The sequence below is a fragment of the Mesorhizobium sp. LjRoot246 genome, from assembly GCF_964254115.1.
In the GTDB taxonomy this organism is placed as follows: domain Bacteria; phylum Pseudomonadota; class Alphaproteobacteria; order Rhizobiales; family Rhizobiaceae; genus Mesorhizobium.
Genome location: NZ_CAXUSN020000001.1, coordinates 2,387,652 through 2,402,437 on the forward strand (window position 1 = coordinate 2,387,652; position 14,786 = coordinate 2,402,437).

Here is a 14,786-nt window from a genome sequence, read left to right on the forward strand (position 1 = left end):
CTGACAAGCGGAACAACAGTGACTATTTCGTGACCATGACGGGACCTTTGGGACATCGTGAAGAAAGCCTGACTGATGCCACCGAGGTCCGCGGTCTCGAGGCGCTGATCTCGCGCGCCGCCCGTGCCGGCAAGGGCGCAGCACCCGTCGAACGCTGGAATCCCGACTTCTGCGGCGATCTCGACATGGAAATCCGGGCCGACGGCACCTGGTTCTATCTGGGCACGCCGATCGGGCGTATGCCGCTGGTGCAGCTTTTCTCCTCGGTGCTGCGCAAGGATGCCGACGGCAGGACCTATCTGGTGACGCCGGTGGAAAAGGTCGGCATCCGCGTCGCCGATGCGCCGTTTATCGCCGTCGAAATGGATGCTTCTGGCAGCGGCGACGCCCAGATCATCACCTTTCGCACCAATGTCGGTGACGTCGTCGAGGCCGGGCCGGAGCGGCCGCTGCGCTTCGTCGACGAGAACGAGACTGGCGGATTGAAGCCGTATGTGCTGGTGCGTGGCCGGCTGGAGGCCCTGGTGGCGCGGCCGGTGATGTATGAGCTGGTCGGGCATGGCGAGGAGGTCGAGATCGACGGCAAGACCATGTTCGCGGTGCGTTCGAAGGGCGCGGTGTTCCCGATCATGCCGGCAGACCAGTTGAAGCGGCTAAGCGCGTGATGGACCAGGTGTCGCCGGCGCCGTTTTCATCAGCGGATTTTCGCGCACGCTTCGCCGCGCAGCCGGATGCGCATGCCGGCGACGACTATGGCGACCATCGCTTCAACCCCGGCCATCCGCGCCTCAACCAGGACAACGCCCTGCGCAATGCCGCCGTGCTGATCCCGGTGGTCGATCATGAGGGCGATGCGACGGTTCTCTTGACCAAACGGGCCGAAAGGCTGCGCAACCATTCGGGGCAGGTGGCCTTTCCAGGCGGCACCATCGATCCAACCGATGCAAATCCCGAGGCGGCGGCGCTGCGCGAGACCTTCGAGGAGATCGGCCTTGGCGACGATCGCGTCGAGATCATCGGCCGCATGCCCTGGTATGTCGCCGGCAGCGGCTACCGCATCGCGCCGGTGCTGGGCATCGTGCGGCCCGGTTTCCAGCTGACGCTCAACGCCGACGAGGTCGATGCCGCCTTCGAAGTGCCGCTGCGCTTCCTGATGGACCCGATCAACCACAAGCGCGACAGCCGCATGTGGAACGATCTCGAATGGTTCTTCTACGACATGCCTTATGGCGACCGGCGCATCTGGGGCGTCACCGCCGGCATCATCCGTACCCTCTATGAAAGGCTTTATGCGTGAGTGTCTCGATCGCGGATAGAGCCGACTGGCTCGGCGACAAGCATCTGCAGCGCCTGTTGGCCGCGCTGGCAGAGGGTGGCGAAGGGGCGCGTGTCGCCGGCGGGGCCGTGCGCAACACGCTGATGGGCCAGCCGGTCGCCGACATCGACATCGCCACCACTTGCCTGCCGCAGGAGACCATCCGCCGCGCCGAGGCGCAAGGCTTCAAGGCGGTGCCGACCGGTATCGAGCATGGGACAATCACCGTTGTCGCCGGCGGCAAGCCTTATGAGGTCACCACCTTGCGCGCCGACATAGAGACCGATGGGCGGCGCGCAAAGGTGTCGTTCGGGCGCGACTGGAAGCTTGACGCCGAACGGCGCGACTTCACCATCAACGCGCTCTATGCCGAGGCCGATGGCAACGTGGTCGACTTGGTCGGCGGCATTGCCGACGTCGAGGCGCGCCGGCTGCGCTTCATCGGCGATCCGGAAGCGCGCATCCGCGAGGATTACCTGCGCATCCTGCGCTTCTTCCGCTTCTTTGCCTGGTATGGCGATGGCCGGCCGGATGCCGAGGGGCTGAAGGCCTGTGCCCGGCTGAAGGAGGGGCTCGCCCAGCTTTCGGCCGAGCGCATCTGGTCGGAGCTGAAGAAGCTTCTGTCGGCGCCCGATCCCGCGCGGGCGCTGCTGTGGATGCGGCAGGCGAGCGTGCTGACCGCTGCGCTGCCGGAAAGCGAGAAATGGGGTATCGACGCGATCCACGGGCTGACCAAGACCGAGAACGACCTCGACTGGGCACCCGACCCCTTGCTGCGGCTGATGGCGATCGTGCCGCCGGACGCCGCACGCATGAAGACGCTCGCCGAACGTCTCAAATTTTCGACCGCTGCGTCGGATCGCCTGCGCCACTGGGCGCTGGCCACCACCGTGGAGCCGAAGACGACCGAGGGCGAACTGGCAAAAAGGCTCTATCGCGGCGACCGGCAGGGGTTTGTCGACCGGCTCAGATTGTCGCTCGCCGGGGCAAGGGCGCGCGCTGTCGAGGATACCGGCGCACTGCTTGAAGCCGGTGGATTTTCGCGGCTGCTGGCCTTCGCTGTGAAATGGGAAAAGCCGTTGTTTCCGCTGAAAGGTGCCGATCTCACGGTGCTTGGCGCAACTCCAGGGCCGAAACTCGGCGAAATCCTCAGGAATCTCGAGGTGGAATGGATCGAAGCCGGTTTTGCGCCTGATCGCGACGCGCTTGTGAAGCGCGCCGCGGAGGCTTTGAAAGCCAGATAGATTGTCAGCGTGAGTCCCAAGGGAAAGCGCGCACTTTTCCTGGATTTGCTGCAAATCAGGCCGCGTCGCGGGCCTTCTCGATGCGCGAGCGGATCGCCTCGATCATCGTCTCGCGGATCACCGTCTCGCCATGCGTCTCGCGCATATGCTCGACGGCACGGCGCATCACCTCGGCCTCTTCGTCGGCACGCGTGTGCCAGTCACAGCCGGGCACGAGCGACCCGCAGTGAAATTCCTTCATGGGATGTCTCCTTTTCCTCCGCGGAGCCTGGTCGAGGCTCCGGCATTTTTTGGCTCGTGGTCCGATTCCAGGGTTGAATCCACGGATCCGCGAGCGGGTGGAAAGCATAACACAGATGGGGCGGCATTGGTTGCGGTCAACGGCAAAAGGGCGGAGCAGCGCTGCTCCGCCCTTTTGCGCTACCCCGAAACAGGACCAGACATCATCTCGTCCCGTTTTGCCGGGCAGGCCATCACTTTGCGATCTTGACGGCCTCGGCAATCTTTTTCTTGCCGCTCATGTCCCATGAGACGCGGACCTTTTCACCGACCTGCAGGCCAGGATCCTTGAAGGTCTTGGGAAGCGTAAAAGACGATCCGTCGTCGAGGACAAGGCTCATGGCCGTTGCGTCAAAGGTCTTGATCGTTCCGGTGGTGTGCTTGACGGCGGCGAACGCCACCGAACCGGAAGCGAGAAGGGCAGCGGCGGCCGCCGAAACAATGATCTTGCGCATTGCGAAGTACTCCTGGAAAGAGCGGGCATCCTTTTTGACGCCCACATCGTCTGGGCCGTCCGGTCGCGTCGGGTCGCGGCTCGCTCTCAGGCGAACCGCCGGCGCTTCCCGACCCGGCGCAACAAATAGGTCAGCCTTTTCAAGAGCCTATTAGACGAAAAAGAAATTTTCCGGGGCGCTGCGTGCCACATTCCGTGCCCATTTTGAGCAAATGGGACATCAATGCGGCTCACATCGCGCTCACCATTTTGTTACGGCCAGCGGACCTCGGGCGGAAGGCTGGAGAGGATGGCCGCGACATTGCCGCCGGTCTTCAGGCCGAAGATGGTGCCGCGATCGTGAAGCAGGTTGAATTCAACGTAGCGGCCGCGGCGAATGAGCTGTTCGTCGCGGTCGCCATCGGTCCAGTTTTCGTTGAAGTTGGCGCGCACGAGGTGGCCGTAGACGACGAGAAAAGAGCGGCCGACATCCTGGACGAAGTTGAAATCGGCGTTCCAGCCGCCCTTGTCGTCGCCCGAATGAAGCCAGTCGAAGAAGATGCCACCGGTGCCGCGCGGCTCGTTGCGGTGCGGCAGATAGAAATACTCGTCGCACCAGGCCTTGTATTTCGGGTAGTCGGCGACGTCGGCGTTCTTCTCGCAGGCGAATTGCATAGCGCGGTGGAAGGCGACGGTATCAGGGTCGTCCTGGGTGCGGCGGCGGTCGAGCACCGGCGTCAGATCGGCGCCGCCGCCGAACCAGTGGCGCGAGGTGACAACCATGCGCGTGTTCATATGCACCGCTGGAACATTGGGGTTCCAGGGGTGCGCGATCAGCGAGATGCCGCTGGCCCAGAAGCGCGGGTCTTCCTCGGCGCCCGGCATCTGCTTCCTGAATTCGGGCGAGAACTCGCCATGGACGGTCGAGGTGTGGACGCCGACCTTCTCGAAGACGCGGCCATGCATCATCGACATGGTGCCGCCGCCGCCGCGCCCCTCGTCACGTTCCCATGGCGTCTTTTCGAAACGGCCGGGCGACCACGAGGCCAGCGGCCCGCCAAGATCCTGCTCGATCTGCTCGAAGGTGGTGCAGATGCGTTCGCGCAGCGCCTCGAACCACAGCCTTGCCTTCATCTTCTTCTGTTCGATGTCGGCGGGCAGGCCTGCCGGTATTTCAGGTCGTTCCAAGTGCCGTCTCCGGTTGGGGCGGCGAGTCCTACAAATGACTCGTCTTTTGCCGGCGCGATCCCTAATCTCTTAAAGGACAGGGTCAAGTCACTTTGGTTTTGCGCATGATCCTTTCCGAAACTCGATTTCCGATTTCGGGGTCATGCGCCAGATGCAAGGAGCTGTTTCGTGCGCACCCCGGCAAGACCGCCGCTGGATGGCCTGAAGAAAAGGCTCGACCAAAGCCGTGCCGAACGGGCGCGCATGCCGCGCGACGGCTTTTTGCGCGAGACCTTCGTGCTGCCGCGCTCCGATGCGCGGCTCAAGGCCAAGGAATGGTTCGAGCGCTTTCCCAAGCAAGCCTACTGGACCGAAATCGAAAGCTGGTTCGAGCGGCCGGGCGACTTGATCGAGTTCACCATCAGGCGCTTGCCGGCGGCTGACTGAAGCGCGGCTTGCCTCCTGACAGGGGGCTCAGCCGGCAACCAGCCTTCTCGCCCCCGTACCTTCCCTCGCCAGGCGGTCGCCCTTGTTGCGCAGTGGGCATTTGTCGATCGACATGCAGCCGCAGCCGATGCAGTCGGTCAGCCCGTCGCGCAGTTTCTTCAACTGGGCAATCTTGTGATCGAGCCCGTCGCGCCAGGCGGTCGACAAAAGGTTCCAGTCATCGCGCGTCGGCGTGCGGCCTTCTGGCAGCGATGCCAGGGCTTCACCGATCTCGGCCAGCGAGATGCCGACCTCCTGCGCCACCTTGATTATCGCTACGCGCCGCAGCACGTCGCGGCCGTAGCGGCGCTGGTTGCCCGCCGTGCGATGGCTGCGGATCAGGCCGCGGGCCTCATAGAAATGCAGCGCCGATACCGCCACACCGCTGCGCATGGCCACCTGGCCAACCGTCAATTCCGTTACAACAGCCATTCCTGATTTTTTCCGCCCGATTTTTCCGCTTGACCTCAAGTTAAGTTGAGCTTGTAGCGAAGAAAAACTGGATGTGCAAACGAAGGAGAAGGCGATGTGCGCCTGGGTTAAGATGACGGGAGACGGAGTGCCGATAGGCCTTGACGCAATTTCCCAGGGAAAGCGCTACGCGCATTTCCCGGGAAAACCGCTTCACACTTTTCCTGGAATTGCTTTAGCCGAGTTGCCGGAGGGCTTCGCCCGCCACCATGGCGACGGAAAGCGCGACGTTAATGCTGCGCGCCGCGCCCTGCATGGGGATGGTCAGCCGCGCATTCGCCGCCTGATGGACAGGATCCGGAACGCCTGCGGATTCGCGGCCGAACAAAAGTATGTCGCCTTCGGCGAAGGCGAAGCTGGTGTAGGCGGTCGTGGCTTTGGTCGACAGCAGCACCAGCCGGCACGCGCCAGTTTTGCGCCAGTCCTCGAAGGCGTGCCAGTCGACATGCCGGGTCAGAGCAGCCATTTCGAGGTAGTCCATACCGGCGCGCTTGAGCGCTTTGTCGGAGAGCGGAAAGCCGGCCGGTTCGATGATGTCGACGCCGAGCCCGAGGCACGCGGCGAAGCGCAGGATTGTTCCGGTGTTGCCGGCGATGTCAGGCTGGTAGAGCGCGATGCGGAGACGACAGTTCATTTCCGCGTCCTTCTAATAAGTGGCAGATCGGCAACAGCAGGCTCGGGGTTTTGGAAATTGCTGGACCTGCGGGTGGCCATTTTCTGCGAAGTCGGGTATACGACCAGCATTGTCAACCCGAACCGATGGAGGGGTAATTCATGATGGCCATGCACATCCAGCGCCCCTCTCGTGGGCTTACCTGCCTGCCGGCGGTTTCGGTACGACGATTCTCCTGACTCTCTAAGATTGATCGCACCGATTCCCGCCGAAACGATTTTTCGGCTCTCGAAGGAATCCTGCGATGTTTTTCAAAAAGTCAAAAGGGCTGAACGCCCCAACTGAAGCTGTCCGGACCGATGCCTATCGTGTCCGGACCGATGCTTATCGTGTCTCGACCGACGCAAAGCGCGCCTCCGGCCGAATGCCGGCGGACGATATTGCTTCACCTTTTTATCTCCATTTTCACACGGAGGACGGACCGATGTTCGATCCCTATAGAATACCCGGCTCGAGGAGCCTGCATATCCACCGACTGCCGACATGGGCGCTGTTGATCGGCGACACCTATTCGTCGGCCGTTCACGCCGAAGTCCGCCGCCGGCCGCATCGCGGCATGCTGCCGGATGTCGATTTCTCGCGCGCCGTCCCCGACCCGGGCCGGCCGTCGCTGGTGCGCCGGATCGTCCGGCTGATCCGGCCCGGTTCGAAAATCCAGATCGTGAACAGTGCATCGTCAGCATCGTCAGGCGCGGCTGTCGGCGAAAAGCCCGCGAGCTCCTATATTGCGCGAAGAAGGGCTGCCGGTCCGGATGATTCCGGACCGGCGGCCCTCGGCGCCATGCGATCTGGGGACTTCGTCCGCTCCCGTGCCGCATAAGCGGAAAACACATTTCACAGGCATGACCTATGTTGTTGTTTAGCTGGTTTGAAAAAAGGCTCGATCCGTTCCCCGCCGCGGAACCGGTCGAGCCCCCCAAGACGCTGGTTGCCTTCTGCCTGCATTATACGCGCGGGGCATGGCCCTATATCCTGATCGATGCGGTGCTGGTGACGGCGATCGCCGTCGCGGAAGTGTGGATGTTCGGCTTCCTCGGCCGCATCGTCGACTGGCTGTCGGGGCAGAATCGCGAAACCTTCCTGCAAACGGAAGCCTGGAAGCTCGCCGGCATGGCCTTCATCGTGCTGTTCGCGCTGCCGGGCACCGTATGGCTGCATTCACTGCTCAACCAGCAGACGCTGATGGGCAACTATCCCATGCGCATCCGCTGGCAGGTGCACCGCTACCTGCTCAAGCAGTCGATGAGTTTCTACCAGGACGAGTTCGCCGGCCGCATCGCCACCAAGCTGATGCAGACGGCGCTCGCCGTGCGCGAATGCGTCATCAAGGTGATCGACGTCCTGAACTACGTCATCGTTTATTTCCTCGGCATGCTGTTCATCGTCGGTTCGGCCGACTGGCGGCTGGCCGCGCCGCTCGGCGTCTGGCTGGTCGGCTACGTCCTATTGCTGCGCTTTTTCATTCCCCGACTTGGCAAGGTCGGCGAGGAGCAGGCCAATGCGCGCTCGATCATGACCGGCCGGGTCGTCGACAGCTACTCCAACATCCAGACGGTCAAGCTGTTCAGCCATGCGCGCCGCGAAGCGTCCTTTGCCAAGGACGGTATGTCCGGGTTTCTCGACACGGTCTACCGGTCGATGCGGCTGGTGACGGTGCTTTTCGGCTCGCTCTACATCCTGAATGCACTGCTGTTGTTCTCTGTCACCGCGATGTCGCTGTGGCTGTGGCTGGGGCAGGCGGTGACAATCGGCGCGGTCGCCGTGGTCATCGGCCTGGTGCTCAGGATGTGGGGCATGTCGCAATGGATCATGTGGGAAATGTCGGGCCTTTTCGAGAATATCGGCACGGTGCAGGACGGCATTGCCTCGATCTCGCTGCCGCGCCTGGTCGAGGACAGGCCGGGCGCGAAGGACATTGCGGTTTCCAAAGGTGAGATCCGTTTCGACGACATCCGCTTCCACTACGGCAAGCAGAAGGGTGTGATCGAAAACCTGTCGCTGGCGGTGAAGCCAGGGGAGAAGGTCGGCATTGTCGGCCGTTCCGGCGCCGGCAAGTCGACGCTGGTCAACCTCCTGCTGCGCTTCTACGACCTCGAAGCTGGCCGGATACTGATCGACGGCCAGGAGATCGCAACGGTGAAGCAGGATTCGCTGCGTGCCCAGATCGGCATGGTCACGCAGGACACCTCGCTGCTGCATCGTTCGGTGCGCGAGAACATCCTCTATGGCCGTCCCGACGCCACCGACGAGATGCTTGTCGAAGCGGCGCGGCGCGCCGAGGCGCTGGACTTCATATCGGGACTTTCGGATGCCAGCGACCGCAAGGGCTTCGATGCCCATGTCGGCGACCGCGGCGTCAAATTGTCCGGCGGCCAGCGGCAACGCATCGCCATTGCTCGCGTTATGTTGAAGGACGCGCCCATACTTATCCTTGACGAAGCGACCTCGGCGCTTGATTCCGAAGCCGAGGCGGCGATCCAGGAGAACCTCTACAAGCTCATGCAAGGCAAGACCGTCATCGCCATCGCGCACCGGCTGTCGACCATCGCCGCCATGGACAGGCTTGTGGTGATGGATCAGGGCCGTGTCATCGAGGAAGGTTCGCACGAGGGACTCGTCGCCCGAGGCGGGCTTTACGCGCAGCTTTGGCAGCGCCAGTCCGGCGGGTTCCTGCTTGAGGACGGTCCGGCCGACGCCGCCAATGATGCACTTGCAAAGGGGCAAGCCGCAGAATGATGGCTGCCGCATGATGACTGCCGTCTACCGCTGGTTCGAGAACTGGGTCTATCCGTTCAGGGAGCCAGCGAATCTTCGGCCACCGATAAGCGTCGGCGGCTTTCTCTGGCACTATGTCGGCCAGGCGAAGTTCGCCTTCTTCGCCATGCTGGTTATCGGCGGCATCGCGCCGCTGGTCGAGGCCGGCCTGTTCTACTTCGTCGGGCGGCTGGTCGACATTCTCGATCAGCTTCCCGCCGAGCGCAGCTGGCACGCTTTGTGGGCCGCCGCCGGCCCCGAACTGGTGTTCATGGTCGCGGTGGTGCTGGTTGTCCGCACCGTCGTCGTCGGCCTGTCGGCGCTGGTCGACGAACAGACGATCACGCCGGGCTTCTACAATCTAGTGCGCTGGCAGGCGCACCGGCATGTCTCGCGCCAGTCCTACGCCTTCTTCCAGAACGATTTCGCCGGCCGCATCGCGACAAAAGTCTGGCAGGCGGGACAAGCCACCGGCGACCTGATGGAAAGCTTCATCGAGGTCGTTTGGTTCATGATCGTCTACACGGTGACGACGCTGGCGCTGGTCGCAGGCCTCGATCTCAGGCTGGCGGTGCTGGTGGTGATCTGGATTTCCGCCTTCGGCTGGCTGGCCAAGCTCTATCTGCCGGCGATCCGCAAGCATGCCGAGGAAACCGCCGAGGCCGGCTCGATGATCACCGGCCGCATCGTCGATTCCTATTCCAACGTGCAGACGCTGAAACTGTTTTCGGCCGATGGCGACGACCGCTACATTAAGAACGGCTTCGACATCTATCTCGACGCGCTGCGCCCGTTCACCCGCCGGCTGACCGGCGTGCGCATGGCGCTGACGACGTTGTCGGGCATCATGATCACCGCGATCGGCTGTTTTGCCGTCTATCTCTGGGTCGAGGGCTCGATCACCGTCGGTGCGGTCGCCTTCACGCTGTCACTGGTGTTGCGGCTCAACATGCTGCTCGGCCGGCTGATGATGCAGCTCAACAGCATCTTGCGGAACCTTGGCGTGCTGGAAAACTCCAAGGCGCTGATCTCGCAGCCACTCGGCCTCACCGATGCACCCGACGCCAAGGAACTTGTCGTGGCGGGCGGCCGCATCGCGGTGAAAAACGTCGAGTTCCATTATGGCAAGGGGTCCGGCGTGCTCAACGGTATCAATCTCGTCGTGCGGCCAGGTGAGAAGGTCGGGCTGGTCGGGCCGTCAGGCGCCGGCAAGACGACGCTCGCGAACCTGATCTTGCGCCTCTACGATTTGGAAGGCGGCTCCATCACCATCGACGGCCAGAATGTCTCCGATGTCACGCAAAATTCGCTGCGTGCCAATATCGGCGTCGTCAGCCAGGACACGGCCCTGTTCCACCGTTCGCTGCGCGACAACATCAAGCTCGGCATGCCTGACGCGACCGATGCGGAGGTGATCACAGCGGCGAAAAAGGCCGAGGCGCACGAGTTCATCCTGACCTTGCGCGACAACAGGGACCGTGCCGGCTACGAGGCCTTCGTTGGCGAGCGCGGCGTCAAGCTGTCGGGCGGCCAACGCCAGCGCGTGGCGATCGCCCGCGTGTTTCTCAAGGACGCGCCGATCCTGATTCTCGACGAGGCGACCTCGGCGCTCGATTCCGATATCGAGGCGGCAATCCAAGAGAATCTGACGCGGCTGATGGAAAACAAGACGGTCATCGCCATCGCCCACCGGCTGTCGACGATCGCGGCACTCGACCGGCTGGTGGTGCTCGATGGCGGCCGCATCGTCGAGCAAGGCACGCATGACCAATTGGTGGCGCTCGAAGGGCTCTATGCGCGGCTATGGAAGCGGCAGTCCGGCGGTTTTCTCTATCATGAGGATAGCGTGCTCGAAGAGACACGCCCGGCGGAGTAGCTCCATGGGTGGATCACCAGGGGTCAGCCCGGAAGTCAGCTATGTGCTCAAGCGGTTCCGGCCGACCATGCCGGCTTTCGACACGCTGAAGGAAGAGAGCCGGCTGGAAGGCTACTGGATGCTGGTGCGTCTGGCGGATGGCTGGGCAAGCGACCGCAACAAGTTCCTGAAGCGCGGCGAGGCGCTGTACGGGGCCTGGCATGGAAGGGAACTCGCCGGCGTCTGCGGGCTGAACATCGATCCTTATTTCGAGGGCAGGGACCACGGCCGAGTCCGGCACCTGTTCGTCAGCGTGCGCCACCGTCGCACCGGCCTTGGCCGGATGCTGGTCGAAACCGTCATCGACAGGGCACGTCACCATTTCGCCGCGCTGAACACCCGCGCGCCGCAAGAAGCCTTCGGTTTCTATGAACGGCTTGGCTTTTTGCGCGTGCAGAGCGAAGAATTCGTCACACACCGCATGGTTTTCGCGAAAGGAGGCTGAAATGTCCTTGCGTCCGCCGTCTCATCTTGCCGGCGCCACCGCTGCCGAAACCGCCTTTGACGCGCTCGGCCATGAAATTCTGGCGGAAAAGGCGGCAGCACTTGGTCGCGCCGGCCAGCGGGTCGAGGAAACGCTGGCCAGGCTGCGTGACAATGCCGACGAGCAACTGCGCCCCCGGCTGCTCAAGGATGCCGCCGAGGCGGTGCATGGCTATTTCATCCAGCGCGAGTTGTGCGGCTTGCGCAAGCATGACGCCGTCATTCGCGAATACAGCATCCCAAAGGCGGTGCTGGCCAGACTCGGCGCGAAGTAAGGATCACTCCAGCCATTCGGTGATGAACGAGCCGTTCTCGTGGATGTCGGTCGTTTCCAGCGGACCCGGGCCGAGATTGGTGAATTTGTGCGGCGTGTTTGGCGGCACGATCAGGATCTGGCCGGCCGAGGTCTCGATCTCCTTGTCGCCGACGGTGAACAGGCCGGTGCCCTGGCGGATGATGAATATCTCCGCGTAGGGATGTTTGTGCAGCCGCGGGCCGCCGCCGACGTCAGGCAGGTAGTTGAAGATCAGGCAGGAGTTGGAGCCGTAGGCGCCACATTGCAGTTCGCCCTTCCAGTGGTCGGAGCGAACAGCCCAGGTGTCGCGGTCGATGATATGTGCCATGGGACCCTAACCCTTCGCCGATATCCAGGGGTTGAGAAGCTTCACCCCGGTGCCCTCAAAATCCCTGGTGTTGCGGGTCACGACCGTCAAATTATTGACCAGCGCGGTGGCCGCGATATAGGCGTCGCGATCCGGCTTTGGATCCGGAACGTGGAGGGGTGCGCAGCGCAGCGCAACAACGAGATCCACGGGCAATATGCGCTCTGCGATTTCGGCAACCAATCCGTCGATCCAGGCGCGCAGAACGGCGGCTTTTTTCATGTCCTTTCGCTCGGCTCTCAGGGCGCCGATCTGGGCTTCGAGAATACTGACGGCCGAAACATGAAATTCGGCTGGATTTCGGCCCTCTGCCCAGGTCCGAACGTTCGGGTCGCATCGGTCTCTTCGCCTGAGTTCGGAAATGACATTCGTATCGAGCAGATACATCAGTCGAACTCGGGCGGACGCAGGGAAAAGCCCTTGAGTTGCGGGATTTCGAAATCAAAATCCGCTTCCGGCCGATCGTCCGCCAGAACGTCCGCAAGGCTTCTGTGCTTCTCCGGTTTGCCCAAGGCTTTCAGCCTCTCATATTCCTCCATCGACATCAGCACATGAGAAGGCTTGCCGCGGTCGGTGATGATGACCGGTCCGTTCCTGGCTGCCCGCTTGGCAAGCGCGGTGTCCTGGTTGAATTCACGGCTCGACATAGTGGTTATCGTCTTCGTCGAGATGTTCATTTCGGCACCTCCATCGAGAAGATGTAGACATATTGCTACATCTGGCCAAGCCCGTCAAATTCATCGCTGTGCGGACCCCCCGCGACAATCTGCCCTTGTGCCTTCACCCGTCTGGACAAAAACGGGCTTCACGCATAAACCGAAGTCCAAATGCCGGAGGAATTCGCAAGCCTGTTCGCCATGCGCTGTCGGGTTGGCGTAATTGAGCGGGGAACAAGGCTCAGCCACCGGCACGGAAGAGGCGAAAGGATCAGGCACCCGTGAGCGCAACCGACACCCAAGATCCCAACCGTCGTGATTTTCTCTACGTCGCCACCGGCATGGCCGCAGTGGTCGGCGCGGGTGCCTTCGCGTGGCCGTTCATCGACCAGATGCGCCCCGATGCCTCGACGCTGGCGCTCGCTTCGGTCGAGGTCGACGTCGCCTCGCTGACGCCGGGCATGTCGCTGATCGTCAAATGGCGCGGCAAGCCGGTCGTGGTGCGCAACCGCACCGAACAGGAAATGAAGGACGGCGAGGCGGTCCAGTTGGCCGATCTCAAGGATCCGATCGCGCGCAATGCCAATCTGCCGTCCGATGCGCCTGCAACCGACGCCAACCGCACCACGCCCGGCAAGGAAGCCTGGATGGTGATGGTTCAGGTCTGCACGCATCTGGGCTGCATTCCGCTCGGCCAGGAAGGCGATTTCGGCGGCTGGTTCTGCCCGTGCCACGGCTCGCAATACGACACGGCCGGCCGCATCCGCAAAGGCCCGGCGCCCGAGAACATGGCGGTGCCGGTATTCAAGTTCATTTCCGATACCAAGATCCTTATCGGTTGAGGCAGGGGATATTTCGATGAGCGAGGGACACTCGACCTATACGCCCAAAACCGGTCTCGGACGCTGGTTCGACGCCCGCATGCCGCTGCCGCGGCTGGTCTATGACAGCTTCATCGCCTATCCGGTGCCGCGCAACCTCAACTATGCGTGGACCTTCGGCGGCATCCTGGCGATCATGCTGGTGGCGCAGATCCTGACCGGCATCGTGCTGGCCATGCACTACACGGCAGACACCAATCTGGCCTTCGGTTCGGTCGAGAAGATCATGCGCGACGTGAATTCGGGCTGGCTGTTGCGCTACATGCATTCGAACGGCGCCTCGTTCTTCTTCGTCGCCGTCTACATCCACATCTTCCGTGGCCTCTATTACGGCTCCTACAAGGCGCCGCGCGAGCTGCTGTGGATCCTCGGCTGCATCATCTATCTCTTGATGATGGCGACCGGCTTCATGGGCTACGTGCTGCCATGGGGCCAGATGAGCTTCTGGGGCGCCACCGTCATCACCGGCTTCTTCAGCGCCATTCCGCTCGTCGGCGACTGGATCCAGCAGCTTCTGCTCGGCGGCTTCGCCGTCGACAATCCGACGCTGAACCGCTTCTTTGCCCTGCATTACCTGCTGCCGTTCATGATTGCCGGTGTCGTCGTGCTGCACGTCTGGGCGCTGCATGTCGTCGGCCAGTCGAACCCGACCGGCATCGAGGTCAAGTCGAAGACCGACACCGTCGCCTTCACGCCCTACGCGACCATCAAGGACGCGTTCGGCATGATCGTGTTCCTGTTCTTCTTCGCCTATTTCGTCTTCTACCTGCCGAACTATCTCGGCCACCCCGACAACTACATCGTCGCCAATCCGCTGAAGACGCCGGCCCATATCGTGCCCGAATGGTACTTCCTGCCGTTCTACGCGATCCTGCGCGCCATCACCTTCAATGTCGGGCCGATCAACTCCAAGCTCGGCGGCGTGCTGTGCATGTTCGGCGCCATCGTCATGCTGTTCCTGGTGCCGTGGCTCGACACTTCGAAGGTGCGTTCGGCGGTCTACCGGCCCTGGTACAAGCTGTTCTTCTGGCTGTTCGTGGCCGATGCCATCCTGCTCGGCTGGCTGGGCTCGCAGCCGGCTGAAGGCAGCTATGTGTTCATGGCGCAGATGGCAACGCTGGTCTACTTCGCCTTCTTCCTGATCGCGCTGCCGGTGCTCGGCCTGATCGAGACGCCGCGTAGGCTGCCGAACTCGATCACCGAGGCGGTGCTTGAGAAGAACAAGGGCGGCGGCGGACATCCGTCAGGCGCCACGGCCGCACCAGAGACCAAGGGCTGAGCATGATCCCGAAAAGTGGGAACCGGTTTTCTCGGACAAACGGAAAACCGTTTTGTCCAGAGATCATGCTCAAACAGGAAGACAGAGC

Annotated in this window: 19 protein-coding genes; 11 read left to right on the top strand and 8 right to left on the bottom strand. The window is 62.4% G+C overall.

Features of this window, described 5'->3' with window-relative positions; all coding sequences use genetic code 11:
• Positions 1-35: 35 nt before the first annotated feature.
• The 3 genes from ACSQ3L_RS11445 to ACSQ3L_RS11455 are packed head-to-tail and all read left to right on the top strand — an operon-like array spanning position 36 to position 2,559.
• Entirely contained in the window at positions 36-665 is a 630-nt protein-coding gene (locus ACSQ3L_RS11445; protein ID WP_436160039.1) for a DUF1285 domain-containing protein, read from the top strand.
• Positions 665-1,297 (top strand): CoA pyrophosphatase, encoded by a 633-nt coding sequence (locus ACSQ3L_RS11450; RefSeq protein WP_436160040.1) that lies wholly within the window; start codon positions 665-667, stop codon positions 1,295-1,297. The genes ACSQ3L_RS11445 and ACSQ3L_RS11450 overlap by 1 nt, the downstream gene beginning before the upstream one ends.
• Entirely contained in the window at positions 1,294-2,559 is a 1,266-nt protein-coding gene (locus ACSQ3L_RS11455; RefSeq protein ID WP_436160041.1) for a CCA tRNA nucleotidyltransferase, read from the top strand. Before ACSQ3L_RS11450 ends, ACSQ3L_RS11455 begins: the two co-directional genes overlap by 4 nt.
• Positions 2,560-2,614: 55 nt before the next feature.
• Here the strand turns inward: ACSQ3L_RS11455 and ACSQ3L_RS11460 are convergent, their stop codons facing one another.
• From ACSQ3L_RS11460 to hemF, 3 genes are all read right to left on the bottom strand, one after another.
• Positions 2,615-2,800 carry a DUF1059 domain-containing protein gene (locus ACSQ3L_RS11460; RefSeq protein ID WP_109659722.1) on the bottom strand — a complete coding sequence of 62 codons (186 nt, stop codon included), beginning with the start codon at positions 2,798-2,800 and terminating at the stop codon, positions 2,615-2,617.
• A gap of 232 nt (positions 2,801-3,032) precedes the next feature.
• Positions 3,033-3,293, bottom strand: coding sequence for a DUF1344 domain-containing protein (locus ACSQ3L_RS11465; RefSeq protein WP_436160042.1), 261 nt, complete (start codon positions 3,291-3,293; stop codon positions 3,033-3,035).
• A 251-nt stretch (positions 3,294-3,544) separates the two neighbouring features.
• Positions 3,545-4,459 (bottom strand): oxygen-dependent coproporphyrinogen oxidase, encoded by a 915-nt coding sequence (gene hemF / locus ACSQ3L_RS11470; protein WP_436160043.1) that lies wholly within the window; start codon positions 4,457-4,459, stop codon positions 3,545-3,547.
• Positions 4,460-4,627: 168 nt separating this feature from the next.
• On the opposite strand from hemF, the gene ACSQ3L_RS11475 reads away from it, so the two are divergent.
• The gene (locus ACSQ3L_RS11475) at positions 4,628-4,885 is read left to right on the top strand and encodes a hypothetical protein (protein WP_023770299.1); all 258 of its coding nucleotides are present in this window, start codon (positions 4,628-4,630) and stop codon (positions 4,883-4,885) included.
• A gap of 27 nt (positions 4,886-4,912) precedes the next feature.
• On the opposite strand, the gene soxR is transcribed toward ACSQ3L_RS11475, so the two are convergent.
• Complete coding sequence (gene soxR / locus ACSQ3L_RS11480; RefSeq protein WP_436160044.1) at positions 4,913-5,356, bottom strand: redox-sensitive transcriptional activator SoxR; 444 nt, start codon at positions 5,354-5,356, stop codon at positions 4,913-4,915.
• 214 nt (positions 5,357-5,570) lie between these two features.
• Complete coding sequence (locus ACSQ3L_RS11485; protein WP_436160045.1) at positions 5,571-6,029, bottom strand: tRNA (cytidine(34)-2'-O)-methyltransferase; 459 nt, start codon at positions 6,027-6,029, stop codon at positions 5,571-5,573.
• A gap of 463 nt (positions 6,030-6,492) precedes the next feature.
• On the opposite strand from ACSQ3L_RS11485, the gene ACSQ3L_RS11490 reads away from it, so the two are divergent.
• From ACSQ3L_RS11490 to ACSQ3L_RS11510, 5 genes are read left to right on the top strand one after another with little or no spacing between them, the layout of a single operon-like run.
• A complete protein-coding gene (locus tag ACSQ3L_RS11490; RefSeq protein ID WP_436160046.1) occupies positions 6,493-6,888 on the top strand; it encodes a hypothetical protein in 396 nt (131 codons plus the stop codon).
• 29 nt (positions 6,889-6,917) lie between these two features.
• Positions 6,918-8,804: an ABC transporter ATP-binding protein gene (locus ACSQ3L_RS11495; protein WP_436160047.1), complete on the top strand. Its 1,887-nt coding sequence runs from the start codon at positions 6,918-6,920 to the stop codon at positions 8,802-8,804.
• 10 nt (positions 8,805-8,814) lie between these two features.
• A complete protein-coding gene (locus tag ACSQ3L_RS11500) occupies positions 8,815-10,698 on the top strand; it encodes an ABC transporter ATP-binding protein (protein WP_436160048.1) in 1,884 nt (627 codons plus the stop codon).
• Between the two features lie 4 nt (positions 10,699-10,702).
• Positions 10,703-11,182, top strand: coding sequence for a GNAT family N-acetyltransferase (locus tag ACSQ3L_RS11505; protein ID WP_436160049.1), 480 nt, complete (start codon positions 10,703-10,705; stop codon positions 11,180-11,182).
• A gap of 1 nt (position 11,183) precedes the next feature.
• Entirely contained in the window at positions 11,184-11,495 is a 312-nt protein-coding gene (locus ACSQ3L_RS11510) for a DUF6665 family protein (protein ID WP_436160050.1), read from the top strand.
• A 3-nt stretch (positions 11,496-11,498) separates the two neighbouring features.
• Here ACSQ3L_RS11510 and ACSQ3L_RS11515 read toward each other — a convergent pair whose 3' ends face one another.
• From ACSQ3L_RS11515 to ACSQ3L_RS11525, 3 genes are read right to left on the bottom strand one after another with little or no spacing between them, the layout of a single operon-like run.
• Positions 11,499-11,843, bottom strand: a complete 345-nt coding sequence (locus ACSQ3L_RS11515; RefSeq protein ID WP_436160051.1) for a cupin domain-containing protein — start codon at positions 11,841-11,843, stop codon at positions 11,499-11,501.
• Between the two features lie 6 nt (positions 11,844-11,849).
• A complete protein-coding gene (locus ACSQ3L_RS11520) occupies positions 11,850-12,269 on the bottom strand; it encodes a type II toxin-antitoxin system VapC family toxin (protein ID WP_436160052.1) in 420 nt (139 codons plus the stop codon).
• Positions 12,269-12,559, bottom strand: coding sequence for a type II toxin-antitoxin system Phd/YefM family antitoxin (locus ACSQ3L_RS11525; RefSeq protein ID WP_436160053.1), 291 nt, complete (start codon positions 12,557-12,559; stop codon positions 12,269-12,271). Before ACSQ3L_RS11525 ends, ACSQ3L_RS11520 begins: the two co-directional genes overlap by 1 nt.
• A 260-nt stretch (positions 12,560-12,819) precedes the next feature.
• Between ACSQ3L_RS11525 and petA the strand changes: the two genes are divergently transcribed.
• Complete coding sequence (gene petA / locus ACSQ3L_RS11530) at positions 12,820-13,380, top strand: ubiquinol-cytochrome c reductase iron-sulfur subunit (protein WP_436160054.1); 561 nt, start codon at positions 12,820-12,822, stop codon at positions 13,378-13,380.
• A gap of 16 nt (positions 13,381-13,396) precedes the next feature.
• Positions 13,397-14,698, top strand: coding sequence for a cytochrome b (locus tag ACSQ3L_RS11535; protein WP_436160055.1), 1,302 nt, complete (start codon positions 13,397-13,399; stop codon positions 14,696-14,698).
• Positions 14,699-14,786: the final 88 nt, after the last annotated feature.